Source organism: Kribbella sp. NBC_01245, from assembly GCF_036226525.1.
GTDB lineage: Bacteria > Actinomycetota > Actinomycetes > Propionibacteriales > Kribbellaceae > Kribbella.
The window spans coordinates 5,486,455-5,505,514 of the sequence record NZ_CP108487.1; the positions used below are offsets into that span (position 1 = coordinate 5,486,455).

Genomic DNA, 19,060 nt, shown 5'->3' on the forward strand with positions numbered 1-19,060 from the left:
CGCACAGGCTGACGATCAGGCCGGTACGACGAGGCTTACGAGGCGGAGGCCCGCCTCCCAGGTAGAACGGGCCGCCAGGACCGGGACCACCTGAGCCGGGACCACCTGGGTACTGCGGGCCCTGGTACTGCGGGCCCTGGTGCTGTGGGCCTTGGTGCGGCGGGCCCTGCGGCGTCTGACCTTGGTACGGCGGTCCTTGTGGCGGACGGCCGGCGTACGGCGGTTGGCCAGGGTACTGCGGCCCAGGGTGCTGAGCGCCGTACGGAGGCGGCTGTTGCGGCCACTGCTGCGGGGGACCAGGTTGACCGGGGTACTGCCCGGGCGGACCGTACTGGCCAGGTGGAGGTTGTCCAGGTCCCTGGTGCGGGCCTGGACCGGACTGCGGCTCTCCCGAGTTATTCGCCACCAGACGACGCTAACCGACTTCCGGGGCCAGAGCACGCGAGCGAAGCGCCTGATCTTGCCCGCCGGACAGTAATGGCCGCAGACCGGCATAGGCTCGTCCGTCATGACTGAGCCCGCCTACCTGACCACAGCCCGGTCGTCGTACGACACCGTCGCGGAGACCTACGCGGAACTAATCCCACCCCTGTTCGCGAAAGACGCGACCGGCCGCGGCATGCTGGCCGCCTTCGCCGAACTCGTCCCAACCGGGCTGCCAGTCGCGGATGTCGGCTGCGGCCCGGGCCACGTCACCGCACACCTGAACTCGCTCGGACTACCGGTGTTCGGCGTAGACCTGTCGCCGAAGATGGTCGAGATCGCCCGCCAGACCTATCCCGGCCTGCGGTTCGAGGTTGGTTCGATGACCGCCTTGGAGGTCCCGGACGAGGCCCTCGGCGGCATCGTCGCGTGGTGGTCGATCTTCCACCTCTCCCCAGACGTGCTGCCGACCCTATTCGCGCAATTCCACCGCAAACTCGCACCCGGCGGACAGCTGGTGATCGGCTTCCACGTCGGCGACGAAACGATCCGGCCAGAGCAGGCATACGGCCACCCGGTGTCGTACGAGAGCAACCGCCTGCAACCCGACCACCTCACCGACCTCCTCACCCACGCCGGCCTCCCCGTCACCGCACGCCTGATCATCAACGGCCACAAAACCCCCCAAGCAGTGCTCCTGGCCCACAAGTCCTAGGCCGGTTCGCCAACGAAGTGCATCGGGTCGCCGTGGCTCAGGTCGGTAATGCCGGCGTCGTACAACGCGCCGACGATGAGGGTGCGGCGATGGGCCGCGAAGGTCAGGACGTGCGCGACCATGCCGCCATACGTGAACACCCTCGGCTCGTCGCAGGTCGTGTCCACGAAGGTCTCGTCGAACCGGCCCTGCTCGTTCAACCGCTCCACCATCGCCAGGAACCGCGCGCCCGCCGCCGCATGCCGCGCGCGCAACTCCGCGATCGGCGTACGGACTGTCCGCCCGCATTCCGGCACCTGGAACGGCTCGTCGTCGACCGAGGCCAACCACATCTCCTGCTGCCAGACCAGCCGATCCAGCAGATAGCGGATCGACAGGTCGTCATCCACGCCTTCGACCGACAGCTCGATCGGCCGGTCCAGCGTCGCGTCGTCGAGCCCGGCGGCCCGTTCGATCAACTCACCGGTCAGCCACACGTGGTGGGCGACCATCTTCACCAATACGTCCATACCCTTCGCCTCCTTCGTGGCCGGCAGGCGAAGGCCCGCCGGCGGATGGAAATGAACCCCACTCGGTGCGTCCAGGAAGAACGCGCGCGTCCGGCCACCGCGCCACTCGCGCGGCGGTACGCCGTACGCCCTGGCGAATGCCCTGCTGAAGGCCTCGTGTGAGCCGTAGCCGGCCTCGATCGCCAGCGGCAGCACCCCGCAACCCTCACTCGTCAGCCGGTACGCCGCCCGCTCGAGCAACACCCGCCGTCTGATCGCGGTCGGCGACTCACCGGCCATCGCGGTGACGATCCGGTCGAAGTGGAAGCGCGACAGATGCACCCGCGCAGCCAGCTCCGCCGCATTCGTCTCCGGCCGATCCAGGGTCTCCGCCATCGCCCCCAGCAGGGCTCCCAGCACATCCGTCGAGGTCATGCCCCTACTGTGCCCGCCTCACAACCGCTTGCGCTTGATCGATTTTGCGGTCTTCCCAGCAAGCTGAACCGAGGCCGGGATTAGCCTGGCGGCGAACGCACTGAAGCACTGAACCAAGGAGTGGCATCGTGACCGAACAGACCAGCCCAGCAGCGTCCGCACCGCAGTCCGGGCTCGCCCCCGTCAACGGTCTCGAGATGTACTACGAGATCCACGGTTCAGGCGGTACGCCGCTGCTGCTCCTGCACGGTGGGTTGTTCAACATCGACCTGCAGTTCGGTGAGCTGCTGCCGAGCCTGTCGGCGAACCGCCAGGTCATCGCCGCCGACTTCCAGGGGCACGGGCGGACCAACGACATCGACCGGTCGCTGAACACGCCCGACCTGGCCTCCGACGTCGTCGGCCTGCTCAAGCACCTCGACATCCCGCAGGTGGACGTCTTCGGCTTCAGCGTCGGTGGCGCGGTCGCCCTGCATCTGGCCATCCGGAACCCCGAGCTGATCCGCAAGGCGATCATCTCCTCGGTGTCGTTCCACCCCGACGGCGATCGCACGGAGAACACAGAAGCCGTTGGCGAACTGACCGTCGACATGATCGCCGGTACGCCCATGGAGGCGGAGTACCTGGCCAAGTCCCCGCACCCGGATCGGCTGCAGGCTCTGCTCGACAAGATCGTCAGCTACGACCGGGGCGAGGGTGGCTGGTCCGACGACGACATCCGCGGTTATCCCGCGCCGACCCTGATCACCGTCGGCGACTGCGACGCGGTCAAGCTCGAGCACGCCGTACGGTTCCTGCAGTTGCGCGGCGGCGACGTCAACGGCGACTTCGTCGGCGTACCCGCATCCCAGCTGGCCGTCTTCCCCGGCACCACGCACTTCTTCGGCCTCGCCCGCGCCAACCTCGTCACCGACGTCGTCCTCACCTTCCTGGACGCCGAACCGGCCAAGGGCTGGGGCGACACCCAAGAGAGCTAGCAGCCCGGGGCGTGTGGACCCAGCGTCCACACGCCCCGGACATGGCTAGCTCACACGCATGGCCTGTACGCCAAGGCAGCGGTCGCCACAGCGTTCCTCGACCTTGCTGGCTTTGAAGCGGGACCACGACACCACTGATCCGTCAGCACTCAGTGACGGGTACCAGTCGCTGTGATCGCTCTCCGCCCCAGCAGGATTCGGTACGGCGAACCCCGCGCGAGTGGACCGGTTGTAGAGGTGCACGGTCTGCCAGTAGTAGTTGCTCGGATCCCGCTGGACCCTGCTCACGTACGCGAACTTCACGCCACTGTTGCTCACCGCCGCCGGCAAGACGTACCGCCCAGCCGGTTCCGGTACGGCGACCACGTCCGCCGCCACGAACGGGCTGCCGACGGCCTTCACCGCCATTCCGAACGGGAAGGTGGTGCAGCCCGCGGCCGCGCATTGCCCGACGATGGCGAGGATCGTTCGGCCGTCCGGGCTGAAGACCGCGCTGTTCACGATCGGCTTGGTCTTCCCCGCGTACGGCAGGGTGTGCGTCTTCGTGACGACGTTCCGCAACACGATCAGGTTCGGCGAGTCGTAGTACGGGCTGGCCGGATCCTCCGGATCGACGCTGCGGTACATCACCGTGTTGCCATCCGCTGAGAGACCGAGCTGGTAGGCCTCGGTCGCGTCGCACACCCCGGTGGCGATGCAGACGTTGACCTTCGTCAGCACACCGCCCTTGCGGAAGTGGTAGACGTCGTTGATCTGGAAGATCTCGCCGTCCCGGATGTTCGCGCTGAAGGCGAGCGCGTCCCCGGCCGGGTTGAGCCGGAGCATCTCGACCCGCCCGAACGACGACGACGGACCCCACGTCGTACCGGTGTTGATGTCGTGCACGAGCACCCGGTCGAACGGAACGCCTTGGCTCGTCGTACCGCGGACCTTGTAGGCCACGACCGAGCCGTCGGCCGAGACCGCGATCTGCCCGAGCATGCCGCCGTGACCGTGCGGCGCGATCACCGTCGGCGTCACCCCGTCAGCCGCCCGCGAGACGAGCCTGGTGTCGCCGGTGAAGAGATCCCGCCGGACCAGATAGGCCAGACCGCCGAGCGGTAGGTCGGGCACGGTCGTGATCCAGGACTGCCCCGGAACGGTGAAGAAGGCGTAGCGGCCGTTCGCCGACCAGGCCGCACCCTCACGACCGACGTAGTCGCTATCGGCCCCGTTGTACGTCCCCAGGCCGGCGGCGATATCCGTTGCGGCAAGCGTGTTGACGGCCAACGTCTTGACCTTGAAGGGCGCCGAGGTGACGGGATCACCGGGACCGGCGTCCGTGACCGCCCGGACCGAGACGGTGTAGGTGACGTTCGCCGCCAATCGCTTCAGGTGCAGCGATGGCGTCTGCGCGTCCGTCACCTCGTATCGCGTGCCGGTGTCGGGTGTGGTGGTGATGACGTAGTACTTGACGGGCAGGGCGACCTCGACGGGCGCACGCCATTTCACCTGTGCGGAGAACTCCATCGGTGTCACGGCAAGCTCGGTGACCGGGGCGGGCACCCGTGCACCGACATCGACTATCGCTTTCGCCGTCAACTTCCCGTGGTTGGCGGTGGCCGGGACCTCCGCCGTCACCTCCGCCGTACCCGGGCTCGCCGATGAGTAGACGCCCGCCGAGGTGATCTGGCCCGCGCCGTTGACCGTCCACTGGATCGGCGCGTCCGCGGGGAAGCCGACGATGCTCCCGGTGAAGGTGACCGGTTCCCCAACCCCGACGTGAGCCCTGGGCGGATCGATGGTCAGTCCGGCGAAGGGGCCGTCGGCGTCCCGATAGAAGAACTCGAGCTGTAACAGATCGTCTTTGCTCCAGACCGACGTCTTCCCGGCCCAGGTGAAGGTCATCCCCGCACCGAGGGCGACACCGATACCGGCCTCCCACCAGGGATCCTTGCCGATATTGGCTTCGGCCCTCGCGTACAGGCCGAGCGAGACCCGCGGGCCGACAACGCCGTACACCATCACGTCGAGGTTGCCGCGCAGTTCGATCCGGCCGACGGTGGACAGCGAGGGCGTGATCCGGAAGTTGGTGTCCTCGACGGGTTCGTTGATGCTCTGGAAATCGGTACCGGTCGGCGTGGTGACCAACCGGGCGCCGACCAGCCGGGAGAACTCGGTGGTGACGAGAACGCCCGCCGTGCCCTCCGCACGCAGCGCCAACTCCAGCCGGATGACCGGGCAGAGCTTGACCGGAACACCGAGCATCGGGATCACGTAACAACCGGCCCGAACCGTTCCGAGCGGCACTCTCTGGTCATAGGCCCGCCGACGCAGGTTGAACTGGGTCTCGGTCTGGACCTTCGCCTCCAGCCGGACGTCGTGTTTCACCTCGGCCGTGAGGTTGTAGTCCGCGTCGATCGAGCCCTTGAGCGACGCGGTCAGCGTGACCTTGGTATCGGCGAACTGCTTGTCCACCTCGATCACGAAGGCCCCGTCCCGAAGGCCGACCGTCCACTCCTTACCGCCGCCGCTCGCCAGCTGGCGGGCCTTGGGCGCACCGGTCTTCGCGGACGCGCCCTTGATCTCGGCGCGCTTCAGCCGGATGCCGTCGGAAGCGGGTACGAATCCCTGGACATCGCTGTCGAGCAGCTGGAACTTGCCGGCCAGCTCACCCGCGGCGAAGACATCGGTGATGGCCGCGTCCTCGGTCAGCCAGACGGTCATCCCGGCGTACTGGTCGACTCGGAGGATCCGCTTCAGGAAACCCTCCGGTGCCGCCGCCGTACCCGAAGAGACCACCAGGTCGCCGGTCACGACCGCCGCCAACTGCGGGGTCGGCGTCTCGATACCGATCGTGCCGTCCGGCTGCACCTTCGTCAGGGCCGCGATCGACTCGGCCGTCAGCACCACCGGCGTCTTCGTGACGCTCGACGCCGGCCGCACCGGCACGGACTCTGCGCTATCCGGCCCGGCACCTGCCGCGCTGATCGCCTTGACCTTGAACGTGTACTCAGTCGCGGGATCCAAACTGTTCACCGTGAGAGTGGGCGCGGTCGTCGAGATCGACTGGGCGCCGGGATTCACCGTGACCGTGTAGCCGGTCACCGCCGAGGTCCCGACATCGACCGGGGCTCGCCAATCCAGCTTGATCGAGCCGACGCCGGCCACGGAGACCTGCAGGTTCTCCGCCGGACCAGGCACGCGGACCTGCTTCGGCGTGGACGTCGTCGTCGCGGCCTCACCCAGCCCGGCCGCATTCCGCGCCCGCACCTCGAACGAATAGACCTGGTCGTTGGTCAGACCGGTGACCGCCGCGACTGTCGTACCCGCTGGTGTGGTCAGTCGCAGATCGCCCGGGTTCGCGACGATCTCATAGCCGGTGATGTCGGATCCACCGTCGGCGGGCTCGACCCATTGCAGGTCGACCCGGCCGTTGAGTGCGACGACCGAGTTGAGCATCGGCTTATGCGGCGCGCGTCCCAATTCCGGCGTCACCTGCACCGGATCCGAGGCCTGGCTGCCATTGCCGTTGATGGCCTTCACAGTGACGCTGTACGTCGTACCGTTCGCCAGGCCGGGTACCTCCGCCGTCCGGACATCGCCCGCGACCGTGACCGGCGTACCGCCTGTCGACACCTCGTACGACGTAACGCTGCCGGCGCCATCGGGTGGGGCCGTCCAAGTCACCACGGCCGCGTTGTTGCGAGGCGTGACGCCGGTGATGAACGGCTTGCCGGGTGGCGCCGGTGCCGCGGGGATGACCTGCTCGGTGTCAGCCGAGTACGCGGAGGTGCCGGCGGCGTTCACCGTGGCCACGCGGAACGAATAGGGCGCGCCGTTCGGCAGGTTGGTGAAGGTCGCCGAATTCGTCGTCGAGGAGATGGCGAGCTCGTCGGGGGTGGACACGACGCGATAGCTCGCGACCGGCAGATCGCCTGTGTCCGTTGGCGGTTGCCAGGTGACCGTCACCGACTTGTCGCCCGGCACGGCCTGTACGCCGGTGGGCGCGGCGGCGATTTTCGGCTGCAGTGCGTAGGCCTGGACGTCCGCGTAGAGATGGGCGCCCTGGTTCGTCCCGTTGCTGATGGTGACCTCGCCGGCGGCGTTGGTCCGCGTCCACAGCAGGTTGAACCCGTTCGAGGAGGCCGGTGACACGATGTCGGTGACGCCGACCGGTTTCGCCTCACCGGCCGGGTAGGCGAGGATCTCGCCGGTGGTGCCGGTGCCGTTCGCGATCACGTGCAGGGCGACCATGCCGAGGCCGGTCGCCGGAACGCCTGCCAGGCCGGCGACCTTGACCGTGCGGGTGGTTCCGGCCGGGACGAGGGTGGCGCCACTGTCGTACACGCGCCGCGGTGAGACCGGCACCACCCGCATCGACTTGGCAGCACTGTTGCCGGCAGGCGTGTAGTAGCCGGCGACGTCGAGGATGTAGTGCGTCGTGCCGCTGCCGGCGTTGAAGATCGTCAGCTTGCCGTCCGCGGACAGCCGCGCGACCGCGCTGTTGGTCTTGTTGCGGCTCGCCACGAAGTTTCCGTTGGAGGTACCTGGGCGCGTGCTACCCGCCGGATAGGCGATCCAGCCGCCGTTCGCGGTCGGCGATACGGCGGTGATGTTGGCGACCACGGCCGAGATCGCGGCAGCCGCGGGTAGGCCGGCTTTACCAGCCAGGTCGAACGTCACCGAGCCGTTCGCCGCGACCGGGGTGGTCGTCGGTACGCCGATCTTGTTGCGGGTGTCCAGCGCACGAGTCTGCTTCAACGGTACGAATCTGGTGCCCGCCGTCATCGCGCTGGCGTCGGTGAAGTAGCCGGAGATGTCGACGATGAGCCGTAACGTGCCGGAGCTGGTGTTGTAGAAGCTCGCCTGGCCGCTCGAGTTCAAGCGGAGCACGCTGGCGGAGGCCGCGTACGTGGCGCCGCCCGTGAAGATGACGGTCGATACGCCGGGCCGGGTCTCCCCGGTCGGCCAGGCGGGCAACGCACCGGTGGCGGTCGCGCCGACCACGACGATATTCGCCACCAGGCCGGTCACGCCGGTCGCGGGAATACCGCCGCGGCCGGTGAACTTGGTCGTGACCGTGCCCTGTGCGGGCACGGGTGTCGAGGTCGGTACGCCGTTCGCGGCACCGGTGTCGAGCAGCCGCACGGCCGCGGCCAACGGCACGTACTGCCCGGCTCCGGTCGTCGGCGTACTCGCCGCTTCGGTGGTCGCTTGGGTGGTGTTGGTCGTGGCTGTGGCAGTTGGGCCGGCCAACAGACCGGCGAACACGGCTAGTGCGCAGAACAGCGCGGGTAATCGGCGTGACATGGCTCCCCAGACTCATTTCGACAGCAGACGGATGAGGGCGATGCCCTGCGTATCGACCGCTATCTGAGCCCCGTTACCCCTTCTGCAGCTTCCTGCAGAAGGGGCGTTGGGCCAGTCAGGGTTGAGGTACGAGTCTGAAGGTTTGGGCAGTGCCTCCGGTGCAGGTCCATTGCTGGAGCCGGGCGCCGTCACTGGTGGAGGCGTCCGTGACGTCCAGGCACTGGCCGCTGTGGCGGGCCTGGAAGGTATAGCCGTCACCGGCCGGTACTGGTTTCCACTGCTGGTTGGTGCCGCCGGCATCGGTCCACAGTTGGACCTTCGTCCCGGCGGTGAGGGCTCCCGAGCCGCCGACGACGTCCCACACGACGGCTCCACCCCGGCTCACCGCCTTGTAGTAGCCGTCGCTGGTCGGGCGGAACTGCCACTGCTGATCGGCCTGTGCCGATCCGCAGGCCCACTGCTGGACAGCGGTGCCGTTGCTGGTTCCGTGGTCTGCCGCGTCCACACACTTGCCACTGTTCGCGTTGACCACCTGATACCAGGCTGCGGCGTCGATCGGACCAGGAGCGACCGCCTCGGGTGTCCAGGTGTACGTGGCGACAGCGCCGGCCGGAAGCGTGTAGTTGAACGACTGGCCGTTTGAGCGGACCGTGAACGTCTTGCTGGCAGATCCCGCATTCAACGCGATCAAGGCGATCGAGCCGTCAGGGTTGCGGAAGGCAACAGACTCGACGTCACCCGCGAAGGTGGTGGAGCTGATTCGTTGAGCACCAGGCAGAACGAACTTGCTCGCGTGGCCGAGCACGTAGTACTCGACGTTGTAGCTGACGTTTCCGTTGTTCGAGTCGATCGTGACGACGCCGCGGCAGTCGGCGCAGCCGCCGTTGGTGGGGCCGCTGTTCTGGTCCAGCGCCATGTTCCACAACGTCACGCCCTTGGCCCAGTTCCTGGTGGCACCGATGACCAGGTTCTGCGTATTCCACTTCAGGTTCGCGCCGAAATCCGTTGCCCAGTTGCCGCCTGAGCATTCGGTGAACCAGATATCGCGATCGGGATGTGCGTTGTGAACGGTGGTCTGAGCACCGGGCTCACCGGCATAACAGTGGAACGCGGATCCGGCGATGTACTGCTTGGCGGCCGCGTCGTTGAGCACGCTGATCGGGTAATTCGGTTCATTCCAGTTGTGGTCCCACGCGATGATCTTGGCGGGAACGACGGCTGCGGCGAACGCCGGCCCGAGGTTGAACTTGGCGACCGCGGCCTGCTCGTCGGGTTCCATCCGCATCGACGGGTACGACGCCTCGTGGTGCGGCTCGTTCTGTAGCGTCACCGCGTAGATCGGCAGACCTTCAGCGGCGTACGCCTGGGTGTATTTCACGAAATAGTTCGCGAAGTCGGCATAGCGATCCGTGCGCAATCGGCCGCCATTGAGCGAGTTGTTGGTTTTCATCCAGGCCGGTGGCGACCAAGGCGTTCCGATGATCTTCAGCCCGGGGTTGCGGGATTTGGCGGCTTTGAGCACTGGGATGGTGTAGGTCTTGTCGTACGCGATGGAGAAATCGTTCAAGTCGCAGCACGTGTCGTCGTACGTGTAGTCGGCGCTATTGGCGGTGAAATCACTGGCGCCCATCGGCTGCCTCAACAGGCTCAGGCCGATCCCGGTGCTTCGATCGAACAGCTTGTTCATCATGGCATCGCGCTGGCTGGTATTCATTTTGTTCCACGCCAGCCAAGTGGAGGAGTCGGTGAAGGCCGCGCCGAAACCGTCCATCGTCTGGTAAACGGAGGAGGCGGAAACGTCGATCGTCGTACCGCTGGTCGCATTTCCGAATTGAACGTCGGCTTGTCGCGCAAGCAATTTGCCGGCGTCCGGAGTGGTGACCCAGACTTGCGCGGCAACAGCGGCCGCGGCCGAATCCGTGGCGGTCGTGGCGTTGGCAGGGGCCGTGAGTCCCGCGGCTATTGCCGCAGTGGCACAGAGCAGGGCGGATCGTCTCATCTGTCAGCCATCTCTTTCGTGGAACGTCAGGAGGACCACGTGCAGGGACGAGGTTGAAGGTGGTCGCGCGCAGACCACTGATGACCTGGCCGCGAGTAGGCAGGCGACGACCGCACACCGGAACAGATCGTGTTCACAGGTGGGCAGCGGGCCGACTCGGAGGCTTTTTCTTGGTCGTGAACTAAGTGGAGATTCACAGTGCCGTCGCGACCTCCGGGTGTCAAGACGTCGCAACCGGGCTTCTGTGAAGACCTGCCGGCTGACGCGATTCCCGTAGCATGGTCGGTCATGACAGGCGGCATGCATGGCGAGTGACGAGTCGGAAACGCCCGACCATGCAACGCCAAGACGACGGACCAACGCGGAACGTACCGCGTCACGCCGGCGCGAGATCCTGACGGCGGCGTCAGCGACGTTCGCGACCAAGGGCTTCCACAAATCCTCGCTGCAGGAAGTCGCCGCGGCCGCCGGCATCACCCCCGCCGGACTGCTGCACCACTTCGGCACCAAGGACCAACTGCTGACCGAGCTGCTGGCCCACCGCGACGCCTCCGAGATCGCCGAGGTCAACGACCCGGAACGGCCGCGTGGCAACGCTTTTCTCGACCACCTCGCAGTCACGGCCGACCGCAATAGCCGTCGGCCCGGTCTGACTCAGCTGTACGTCGTCCTGTCGGCCGAAGGCGTCACCGACGAGCACCCGGCGCAGGACTACTTCCGGTCCCGGTACGACGGCCTGCGGGCGATGATCGCCGACGAGATCCGGATCAGCCAGACCGGCGAGGACCAGCGCGGCAGCAGCCTCGACCCGCAGGAGATGGCGACCCTGATCATCGCGGTGATGGACGGCCTGCAGATCCAGTGGCTCTACGACCCCGACGCCGTCGACATGGGCGCGCTGGTGCGCAAACTGATCGCCGCGATCACCGCCTGAATCCACTTCATTGCAGCGCGAGGTCTTGACGACCAACTTACCTACCGACTATTCAGTAGGTGCACAAAGTCCGGCTCCGCGACGACGGTCCCTTGGTGACCCGTCGGCCAGTGCGTTATGCCCGGATTCCCCGCCCAGGTGGAGGTCTGATGAGAGTTCGTGGTGTGCCCGTCGCGCTTGTTGCACTGCTGCTGCCGCCCTTCGTCAGCCCGGCCGGCGCCGTACCGGTGGAAGACCAGGCAGCCACAGCTTGTGTGCGTCAGCTTCCGCCTGGGACACAGACGATCCAGGTCCCCTTCCAAGGCGCCACCTATCCCGTTCGGGTGCATGTCCCGAACGGCGCAGCGGCCCGACAAACCCTGCCCATGGTGCTGAACCTGCACTACAGCAACGGAAACGCCGACCAGCAAGCGGCGTACTCCGGTCTCGAGCCGGTCGGCGACCAAGCCGGGTTCATCACCGTCCAGCCCAACGGCAACCTCCCGGCCGCGACTCCCAACCCGAACCAGATCTGGTTCTGGAACGTGCCCGGCGTACCAACCACCGCCGGCAGCTATCCCCCACCGGATGCTCGTGACGACATCGCCTACCTGACCAAGGTGATCGAGCACCTGACGACGGTTGCGTGCGTCGACACGTCGCGCGTCTACATCACCGGGCACTCCGGCGGCGCCCGGATGGCGTCCGCCTATGCCTGCGCCCGTCCGGACAAGATCGCCGCGCTGGGCGCCAGCGCCGGACTACGCGCAGGCCGCCCGTCTCCACTCGATCCGATGTTCGCCGAACTGCAGAGCTGCGCACCGCGCCAGCCCGTCCCCGTCATCACCTTCCACGGGGACGCGGACACCGTCAATCCGTACCAGGGCAGGGCAACCGACCTGCGCTGGGGCTACTCGACGCCACTGGCGGTCCAGACCTGGGCCCACCTCAACGACTGCAAGACCGGTCCGACCATTACCCAGGTCTCCGCACACGTCACCCGTCTGACGTACACCCGATGCGACGGCCACGCAGAAGTCGTCCTCTACAAAGTTGCCGGCGGCACCCATAGCTGGCCCGGCAGCCCCACCGACTCCAGCGCCACCAAAGAGATCCACGCCTTCACCCTCATGTGGCAGTTCTTCCAACCCCACCACCGCCACTGACCGCACGTGCAGCTGACAGCCTGCCGGTTCGACGACCCGGCAGCCCAGCACTTGCTCCACGACTTGTATGCCGAGCAGTTGGCCACGTACGGATTCGCTGACCATCCTGCGGACGATCACGTCGATCGCTACCTCGCCCCGGAAGGCCTTTTCTTATTGGCCTCAACGGCTCAGGGTTTGGCAGTCGGCTGCGGCGGTTATCGCACCTATGACTCGTGTGCGGGCGTCGGCGAGGTCCGGAAGATGTTCGTCAGCCCACGATGGCGGGGTCTGGGCGTCGGATGGGGAATCTTGCGCGAGCTCGAGCTAGCTGCCGTTGCGCGCGGATTGACGCAGATGATCCTGGAGACGGGCTCACTCAACACCGCCGCCATACATCTCTACTCGCTTGCCGGCTACCGATCGATCCCGTCCTACGTTCAGGGACGCCGGGAGATCAACCGCGCCTTCTCAAAGCACCTCTAGCCGTACCGGCCGCGTCGGCCTCCGCTGGACGCTTGGGCGCTTGGGTACTGCGGTGCGCAACGCGGGGCGGAGCGGGGGGCGGTGGTTGTGGATAGCGTGTGGGCATGACCCGCTCCGAGGCGGCCGATGCGGCCGGTGATTCTGCGCCGGTGGCGTATCGGGAGGTCTTCGCTGTTGGGGAGTTCAGGGCGTTGTGGGCCGCGCAGCTTGCCTCGGTGGCGGGCGATCAGTTGGCGCGGGTCGCGTTGGCAGTGCTGGTGTTCGACCGTACTGGGTCGGCCGGTTGGTCTGCGCTGACGTACGCGTTGACCTTTTTGCCCGACCTGATCGGCGGGCCGCTGTTGTCGGGGTTCGCCGACAGGTACTCGCGGCGACTGGTGATGGTGGTGTGCGATCTGGCCCGGGTGGGGCTGGTCGCGGTGATGGCGATTCCTGGGCTGCCGTTGTGGTTGTTGTGCGTGGTGCTGTTCGTGGTGCAGCTGTTCGCGTCACCGTTTTCGGCGGCTCGTGCCGCGCAGTTGGCGACGATCCTGACCGGCGACCGGTACGTGCTGGGCAGTTCGGTATCGAACGTGACCTCGCAGGCCGCGCAATTACTGGGGTTCGTCGCTGGAGGCACCATCGTGGCGGGTCTTGGCGTGAGCCAGGCTCTCCTTATTGACGCCGGCACCTTCGGGTTGTCGGCCCTGTTCGTGTGGGTAGGCACCCGCGAGCACGCGCTCACCGCGGGCCCGGCGCGGCCACCGTGGCTGGCGGCGATAGCGGCGGGAAGCGTGCTGGTGTGGCGTGATCGCCGTCTGCGTTACCTGGTCGCCTTGGCCTGCATCTCCGGCTTCTACATCACTGTCGAGGGTCTCGCGATCCCGTACGCGGCGGAGGTGGGTGGCGGGGCAATGGCAGCCGGGGTGTTGCTGGCAGCCAACCCGGCCGGCCAAGTCGTAGGAATGCTGGTGCTGACCCGACAGCCGCCCGCAACCCGGCTGAGGCTCATGAGCTGGCTGGCAATTGGGTCCTGCCTGCCCCTGGTGGCGTGTGCGTTGCGGCCGGGCCTGTGGATGACGGTCGGGCTGTGGGCGCTGTCGGGATTCTCTTCGGCCTACCAACTGGTGGCGAATGCGGCCTTCGTGCAATCGGTACCCGACGCGCAGCGGGGCCAGGCGTTCGGCCTGGCCCGCACTGCGCTCATCGTGTCGCAAGGGGTGGGGGTCCTGGTCGCCGGTATCGCGGCAGACCTATGGACCCCTGCAACGGTGGTCGCTGCAGCGGGAATGCTGGGGATCGTGGCGGCGGCCTGCGCAGCACGTGGGTACGTTCGTGCGTGCCGCGCCGTGCCAGGTCCGGGTGTTGCTATGACCTGAATCCGTCAGCTGAGGCGAGAGGAGGCGGGTCAGTGCCAGTCGTTGTTACGCATAGCGGCACCTCCTCCCGCTGCAGCCCGTCACCGGATCCGATGACAATTGGTGATACCCCAGTTACGCTGGAACTCGGGGAGATTGTGGGGCGGGGTATTACGTTTTTGAGTATCAGGCATCGATGGCGAGTACGGCGACGGCGTCGTCGTACCGATTCGGCCTGGGCGCCAACCCGGTGGACTGTGTGGTCGGTGCCCACGGCCGTGCTGGCGTATGTGCTGGCCGTCGACCTGCTCGCCGCGAGCGCCGTCGGCGTATCGATCCGGCTCGTCGGCATCGACAGCGCCGATTTGGTCCGGCTGGCGATCCTGGCGGTCGGGTCCGCCGTGCACGTCGAGGCGGCCCGAGGCATCGAGCGACTGCGCGAAGTGGGCGCCGAAGGTGTGCCGTACACGAACCTGAAAGGCATGTGGACGTTCGCGGGAGCGTTGCTGTTGCCGCCCCCGCTAGCGGTCGTGTTGATCATGTCGACGTACGTGCACTCGTGGTTCCGGCTGCGCCGAGTACCGCCGTACCGCTGGATCTTCTCCGCCGCCACCATCGTGCTGGCCACCTCGGCCGCGGCCCTGGTGCTGTTCGCGCTCAGCCCGGCCGGTTACCCCGGCTACCCGTCCGGCCCACTCGGCCTGGTCGCGATCGCCCTCGCCGGCCTGACGTACTGGTTCGTCAATTACGCCCTCGTGGTCGGCGCGATCATGCTGTCCAGCCCGACCACACCCGCCGGACAGGCACTCGGCCGCCTCTCCGACCAGCTCATCGTGGCCGGGTCTCTCGGACTCGGGGTTGCCATCGCCGCCCTGCTGATTCACGAGCCCTGGTCGGTGACCGTTCTCCTGCTCACTGTTCTCGGACTGCACCGGGCCCTCCTGGTCGGCCAGTTCCAGACCGCCGCCCAAAAGGACCCCAAAACCGGTCTGGCCAATGCCGCGTTCTGGTTCGAAATGGCGAACAAGGAATTCGACCGGGCCAAGCGCACCGGCTCCAGCCTCGGCGTTCTGTACGTCGACCTGGACCACTTCAAAGCCGTGAACGATACGCACGGCCATCGCGCGGGCGACGAAGCGCTCAAGGCTGTGGCCGACGCACTCGGCGACGACGTCCGCACAGACGACCTCGTGGGTCGCCTCGGCGGCGAGGAATTCGCGATCCTGCTCCCGGCCACCAGCCCGGCCGAAACCAAACAGACCGCGGAACGGATCCGCCACCGGGTCTCAGGCCTCACCATCACGGTGACAGGCCTTACCGGGCCGGTCCAACTCGAACACCTCACCTGCTCGATCGGCATCGCGAGCTACCCCGAAAACGGCACCACCATGGACGCCCTGATGCTGGCCGCCGACACGGCAACCTACGCAGCCAAAGACGCCGGCCGCGACCAAGTCGTCGCAGCCCCCATGCCCGACACCCCGAGCTAGGCCGCTCCTCGTTAGTCAGATGGGCGCAACGGTTCGGGTGACGACCCAGCGGTGCGGGGAGATCGCACGCGTCCGAGTGAAGCCGTGGTTCTCGAACGCGGCCATCGGTCCGGTATGCAGGAAAGAACCGGCCACCTTCCGGTCATCCGTCTCTTCGGGATAACCCTCAACCGTGCCACCACCGAGCCGCGCGATCTCCGCCAGCGCTCCATCCAGCGCGGAGTTTGCGACACCGCGACCGCGGAGCCCTTTACCCGTGAAGAAGCACGTGATCCGCCAGTCCGGCAACGCGGTAAGCCCCATCTCGTACAGGCGTTTGCTCTTGACCTCCGGCAGCTCGGTTGGCGACCCGAACTGGCACCACCCCACGCATTCGTCACCGTCGAACACCAACGCGTTGTGCGTACCCCCTTCGCGCACCAGCCGTTCCTTATCCGCCCGGTTCTGCTCCGCGGTTCGCCCCTTCAACTTGAGGTGAAACCCGACGCACCAACAACCACCCCACACTCCGTTGTTCGCCTCCACCAACCGCGCAAACGCACCCCACGTATCCACACTCAGCGGCCGAACAACGAATCCGTCTGTGCTCATGCCCACCCCTGTAAGTCATCCGATCCACACCACCGTAGACGCAACATCTTCGGTAGTCCTGGCATCTGATGTCTGGATCCGTGGATCGGCCGCGGCACCAGCGAGAAGGCAGGAACCTGGATGACTTTGCAATGGCGGAAGCGAATATCGGCGCTGGGTGCGGCGCTCGCAATGACGGTGTTGATGGTCGGCGCGGTCCCGGCCCAGGCGGGCACCGCGCCGCGGACCCAGAGCGCATGGTGGCCGTTCACGGTCCCGGCGCCTACTTCGGTCACCTACAGCCAGCGCACGGAGTCCTGCGAAGCCGGCGAGTTCTGCGCCTATTTGCGGCATGCCGACGGCTACCTCAACTTCAAGTTCGTCTTTTATGACACGTACCGGCTGTACGACTGGATCGGTACCGGAACCATCATGGAGGCGCAGACCGGAGTTGCCTCGACCAGGTTGCTCGACGCGAGCGGCCGCGTGCTGCACTGCTGGAACGCAGGAACGTTTCCCGGTACCGAGATCGACTTCACACCCGTCGAGTACATCAAACTGACCCCGACCTACTGCTGAAGTCCGTACGACGGAGGGCCCCGAGCGTTGTGCTCGGGGCCCTCTGCCGTCAAGGTTCGGGTGTCAGCACCCGACGACGGTGTAGGTCTGGCCCCGGAAGAGCGCGTTGCCGGGGACGCCACAGGTAACCGGGTTGCGGTCGAGGCCCTTCACGAAGCCGCCGGAGGTGATCGGGTCGGCCAGGTCGTAGGGCACCGAGACCATGAAGTGCAGGTGGTCGCCGCTGGCGATGCCGACGTCACCCTCCAACCCGAGCACGGTGCCGGCGGTGACGAAGTCGCCGACCTTGTGGCCGCGGCTGGTCACCGAGCCGGTCTTGAGGTGGCTGTACTTGCTCCACTCACCGTCTGCGTGCTCGATCCAGACGTAGTTGCCGTCGTCCGTCGGCTCGGCGTTGGTGTCCACGATGTACTTGATCACGCCGCTGCGCGCCGCCGCGATCTCGTAGTCCGGTCCAGCCTGGACGCCGGACATGTCGATCCGTCCCAGCGGGTCGTGCTTGAGGAAGTCGTTGGTCACCTTCACCTTGGTGCCGGCCTTGAAGCCGATCCGGTACTCACCGACGGACATCGCCGGGCCACCGAACCTGTCGTGGGCCTGCGACACACCGTGGACCCCAACGCTGTCCTGCGTCCAGATCTGATCGGTGCTGGTGGAGAGGAACCCGGCGGTGCCGTAGAGCACGTTGACCGCACCGCCGCTCGACTGGTCGCCGACGGCCTCGCCGGGTGCACCGGCGGCCAGGTCGACCCGGCCGTTGCCGTCGAAGTCACCCGTGGCCAGTGCGTAGCCGAGGTAGTCGCCCGCTTCGGATAGACCCTCCACGTTGTTCACGCCCTGGCTGATCTGCTGATTGACCAGCGGAGACAGTCCGGTCAGGCCGCCGTAGAGCACGGTCAACCGGCCGGCGGCGACGTTGCTGTTGACGATGGTGCCGGGGGCACCGATGGCCAGGTCGTCCCCGGCCTGGCCGTTGAAGTTGCCTGTCGCGAGCGCGGTGCCGAACTGATCGCCCGTGGCAGGCGCCCCGCCGAGCAGCATGCCTGCCCGGGTGAAGATCTGACTCCAGTTGGCCTGCAGGCCGTTGGCGTTGGCAGAGCCGTAGATGACGTTGACGGCCCCGGCATCGGGAGTGTCACCGTCGTCCTCGCCCGGCACACCCACCGCGAGGTCGTCGTGGCCGTCGTTGTTGAAGTCACCGGCGGCGACCGACTGACCGAACAGGTCGTTCTTCTCCCAGTTGCCTGGGATGTCGGCGGTCGACTGGTTCAACATCTGATTGCCGGTCGCCGCGAGTCCCGCGGCCGAACCGTAAATGACGTTCACCGTACCGGCGGCGGCCTGGTCGGTGATCGAGTCGCCGGGGGACCCGACGACCAGGTCGGCCCGGCCGTCGTCGTTGAAGTCGCCGGTGGTCAAAGAGCTGCCGAATTTGTCGCCGGCCTCGACGTCGCCGGCGATGCCGGCCGAACCCTGGTGCCAGTTCTGGCTGCCATCGGTCGACAGTCCGGCGCTCTTGCCGTACAGGACGATCACGTTGCCGGCCTGATTGGATCCGTTGACGTTCTCCGTGGGCGCGCCGATGGCGAGGTCGTCGCGACCATCGTTGTTGAAGTCGCCCGCGGCGACCGCTGACCCGAACTCGTCGGTCCGCTCAGCCACGTCCGGGATACCCGGGGAGGACTGGGTGAAGACCTGGTTGCCGATCGTGGTGAGTCCGATGGCCGAGCCGTAGAAGATGTTGACCGCACCGGCGTCGTAGACGTCGCCGGTGGCGACCTCGACACTTTCGTGCGGTACGCCGACGGCGAGGTCACCGAATCCGTCGTTGTTGAAGTCGCCGCAGGCACTCGCGTGCCCGAAAGCGTCACCGCGCTCCGCGACTCCGACGATGCCGGGATTGTCCTGGTTGATCAGCACGTTGCCGGCCGTGGACACCCCCGAGCCCGAGCTGTAGAGCACGTTGACCGAGCCGGCGCTGTCGAGGTTGCCGACGCTCTCGCCCGGCGCCCCCACCGCCAGGTCGGAACGGGAATCGCCGTTGAAGTCGCAGGCCGGCCCCGCGATCGCGTTCGCCGAGGCGAGCTGTGGTTGGCCGAGTACCGCGGCGGCAAGGAAAGCCGCGGCGGTGAGTCTGGTAGTCGTTCGTTTCATGTGAATACATCCCCCAGTCGAGTAGAAGGACCACTGGCCCTTCGGAAGTAGCGGAAA

The 19,060-nt window shown here is 66.8% G+C and carries 14 protein-coding genes; 8 read left to right on the forward strand and 6 right to left on the reverse strand.

What is annotated here, in order from left to right:
* Positions 1-15 precede the first annotated feature (15 nt).
* Positions 16-510: a hypothetical protein gene (locus tag OG394_RS24830; protein ID WP_328989460.1), complete on the reverse strand. Its 495-nt coding sequence runs from the start codon at positions 508-510 to the stop codon at positions 16-18.
* On the opposite strand from OG394_RS24830, the gene OG394_RS24835 reads away from it, so the two are divergent.
* Positions 509-1,138 (forward strand): class I SAM-dependent DNA methyltransferase, encoded by a 630-nt coding sequence (locus OG394_RS24835; RefSeq protein WP_328989462.1) that lies wholly within the window; start codon positions 509-511, stop codon positions 1,136-1,138. The genes OG394_RS24830 and OG394_RS24835 overlap by 2 nt on opposite strands.
* Here the strand turns inward: OG394_RS24835 and OG394_RS24840 are convergent.
* Positions 1,135-2,061 (reverse strand): AraC family transcriptional regulator, encoded by a 927-nt coding sequence (locus OG394_RS24840; RefSeq protein WP_328989463.1) that lies wholly within the window; start codon positions 2,059-2,061, stop codon positions 1,135-1,137. The genes OG394_RS24835 and OG394_RS24840 overlap by 4 nt on opposite strands.
* 128 nt (positions 2,062-2,189) lie before the next feature.
* On the opposite strand from OG394_RS24840, the gene OG394_RS24845 reads away from it, so the two are divergent.
* Positions 2,190-3,038: an alpha/beta fold hydrolase gene (locus OG394_RS24845; RefSeq protein ID WP_328989464.1), complete on the forward strand. Its 849-nt coding sequence runs from the start codon at positions 2,190-2,192 to the stop codon at positions 3,036-3,038.
* Between the two features lie 45 nt (positions 3,039-3,083).
* Here OG394_RS24845 and OG394_RS24850 read toward each other — a convergent pair whose 3' ends face one another.
* Positions 3,084-8,330 (reverse strand): fibronectin type III domain-containing protein, encoded by a 5,247-nt coding sequence (locus OG394_RS24850; RefSeq protein WP_328989465.1) that lies wholly within the window; start codon positions 8,328-8,330, stop codon positions 3,084-3,086.
* 115 nt (positions 8,331-8,445) lie between these two features.
* Positions 8,446-10,329 (reverse strand): RICIN domain-containing protein, encoded by a 1,884-nt coding sequence (locus OG394_RS24855; protein WP_328989466.1) that lies wholly within the window; start codon positions 10,327-10,329, stop codon positions 8,446-8,448.
* Positions 10,330-10,633: 304 nt separating this feature from the next.
* Between OG394_RS24855 and OG394_RS24860 the strand changes: the two genes are divergently transcribed.
* The 5 genes from OG394_RS24860 to OG394_RS24880 all read left to right on the forward strand — a co-directional run bounded on the left by OG394_RS24860 (position 10,634) and on the right by OG394_RS24880 (position 15,700).
* Positions 10,634-11,263: a TetR/AcrR family transcriptional regulator gene (locus tag OG394_RS24860; protein ID WP_328989467.1), complete on the forward strand. Its 630-nt coding sequence runs from the start codon at positions 10,634-10,636 to the stop codon at positions 11,261-11,263.
* A 149-nt stretch (positions 11,264-11,412) separates the two neighbouring features.
* Positions 11,413-12,408 carry an extracellular catalytic domain type 1 short-chain-length polyhydroxyalkanoate depolymerase gene (locus OG394_RS24865; protein WP_328989468.1) on the forward strand — a complete coding sequence of 332 codons (996 nt, stop codon included), beginning with the start codon at positions 11,413-11,415 and terminating at the stop codon, positions 12,406-12,408.
* Positions 12,409-12,414: 6 nt separating this feature from the next.
* Positions 12,415-12,873 carry a GNAT family N-acetyltransferase gene (locus tag OG394_RS24870; RefSeq protein ID WP_328989469.1) on the forward strand — a complete coding sequence of 153 codons (459 nt, stop codon included), beginning with the start codon at positions 12,415-12,417 and terminating at the stop codon, positions 12,871-12,873.
* Positions 12,874-12,977: 104 nt separating this feature from the next.
* Complete coding sequence (locus OG394_RS24875; protein WP_328989470.1) at positions 12,978-14,231, forward strand: MFS transporter; 1,254 nt, start codon at positions 12,978-12,980, stop codon at positions 14,229-14,231.
* Positions 14,232-14,476: 245 nt separating this feature from the next.
* Positions 14,477-15,700: a GGDEF domain-containing protein gene (locus OG394_RS24880; RefSeq protein ID WP_328989471.1), complete on the forward strand. Its 1,224-nt coding sequence runs from the start codon at positions 14,477-14,479 to the stop codon at positions 15,698-15,700.
* Positions 15,701-15,715: 15 nt separating this feature from the next.
* Here the strand turns inward: OG394_RS24880 and OG394_RS24885 are convergent, their stop codons facing one another.
* The gene (locus OG394_RS24885; protein ID WP_328989472.1) at positions 15,716-16,291 is read right to left on the reverse strand and encodes a GNAT family N-acetyltransferase; all 576 of its coding nucleotides are present in this window, start codon (positions 16,289-16,291) and stop codon (positions 15,716-15,718) included.
* Between the two features lie 120 nt (positions 16,292-16,411).
* Here OG394_RS24885 and OG394_RS24890 point away from each other — a divergent pair, with 120 nt between their 5' ends.
* Positions 16,412-16,849, forward strand: a complete 438-nt coding sequence (locus tag OG394_RS24890) for a hypothetical protein (protein ID WP_328989473.1) — start codon at positions 16,412-16,414, stop codon at positions 16,847-16,849.
* Positions 16,850-16,912: 63 nt separating this feature from the next.
* Here OG394_RS24890 and OG394_RS24895 read toward each other — a convergent pair whose 3' ends face one another.
* Positions 16,913-19,003, reverse strand: a complete 2,091-nt coding sequence (locus OG394_RS24895) for a peptidoglycan DD-metalloendopeptidase family protein (RefSeq protein ID WP_328989474.1) — start codon at positions 19,001-19,003, stop codon at positions 16,913-16,915.
* Between the last annotated feature and the right edge of the window lie 57 nt (positions 19,004-19,060).

Coding starts and splice junctions, on each gene's coding strand:
- OG394_RS24855 (WP_328989466.1), bottom strand. CDS start 10,329: ATGAGACGATCCGCCCTGCTCTGTGCCACTGCGGCAATAGCCGCGGGA.
- OG394_RS24840 (WP_328989463.1), bottom strand. CDS start 2,061: ATGACCTCGACGGATGTGCTGGGAGCCCTGCTGGGGGCGATGGCGGAG.
- OG394_RS24835 (WP_328989462.1), top strand. CDS start 509: ATGACTGAGCCCGCCTACCTGACCACAGCCCGGTCGTCGTACGACACC.
- OG394_RS24875 (WP_328989470.1), top strand. CDS start 12,978: ATGACCCGCTCCGAGGCGGCCGATGCGGCCGGTGATTCTGCGCCGGTG.
- OG394_RS24895 (WP_328989474.1), bottom strand. CDS start 19,003: ATGAAACGAACGACTACCAGACTCACCGCCGCGGCTTTCCTTGCCGCC.
- OG394_RS24860 (WP_328989467.1), top strand. CDS start 10,634: ATGGCGAGTGACGAGTCGGAAACGCCCGACCATGCAACGCCAAGACGA.
- OG394_RS24885 (WP_328989472.1), bottom strand. CDS start 16,291: ATGAGCACAGACGGATTCGTTGTTCGGCCGCTGAGTGTGGATACGTGG.
- OG394_RS24850 (WP_328989465.1), bottom strand. CDS start 8,330: ATGTCACGCCGATTACCCGCGCTGTTCTGCGCACTAGCCGTGTTCGCC.
- OG394_RS24865 (WP_328989468.1), top strand. CDS start 11,413: ATGAGAGTTCGTGGTGTGCCCGTCGCGCTTGTTGCACTGCTGCTGCCG.
- OG394_RS24830 (WP_328989460.1), bottom strand. CDS start 510: ATGACGGACGAGCCTATGCCGGTCTGCGGCCATTACTGTCCGGCGGGC.
- OG394_RS24890 (WP_328989473.1), top strand. CDS start 16,412: ATGACTTTGCAATGGCGGAAGCGAATATCGGCGCTGGGTGCGGCGCTC.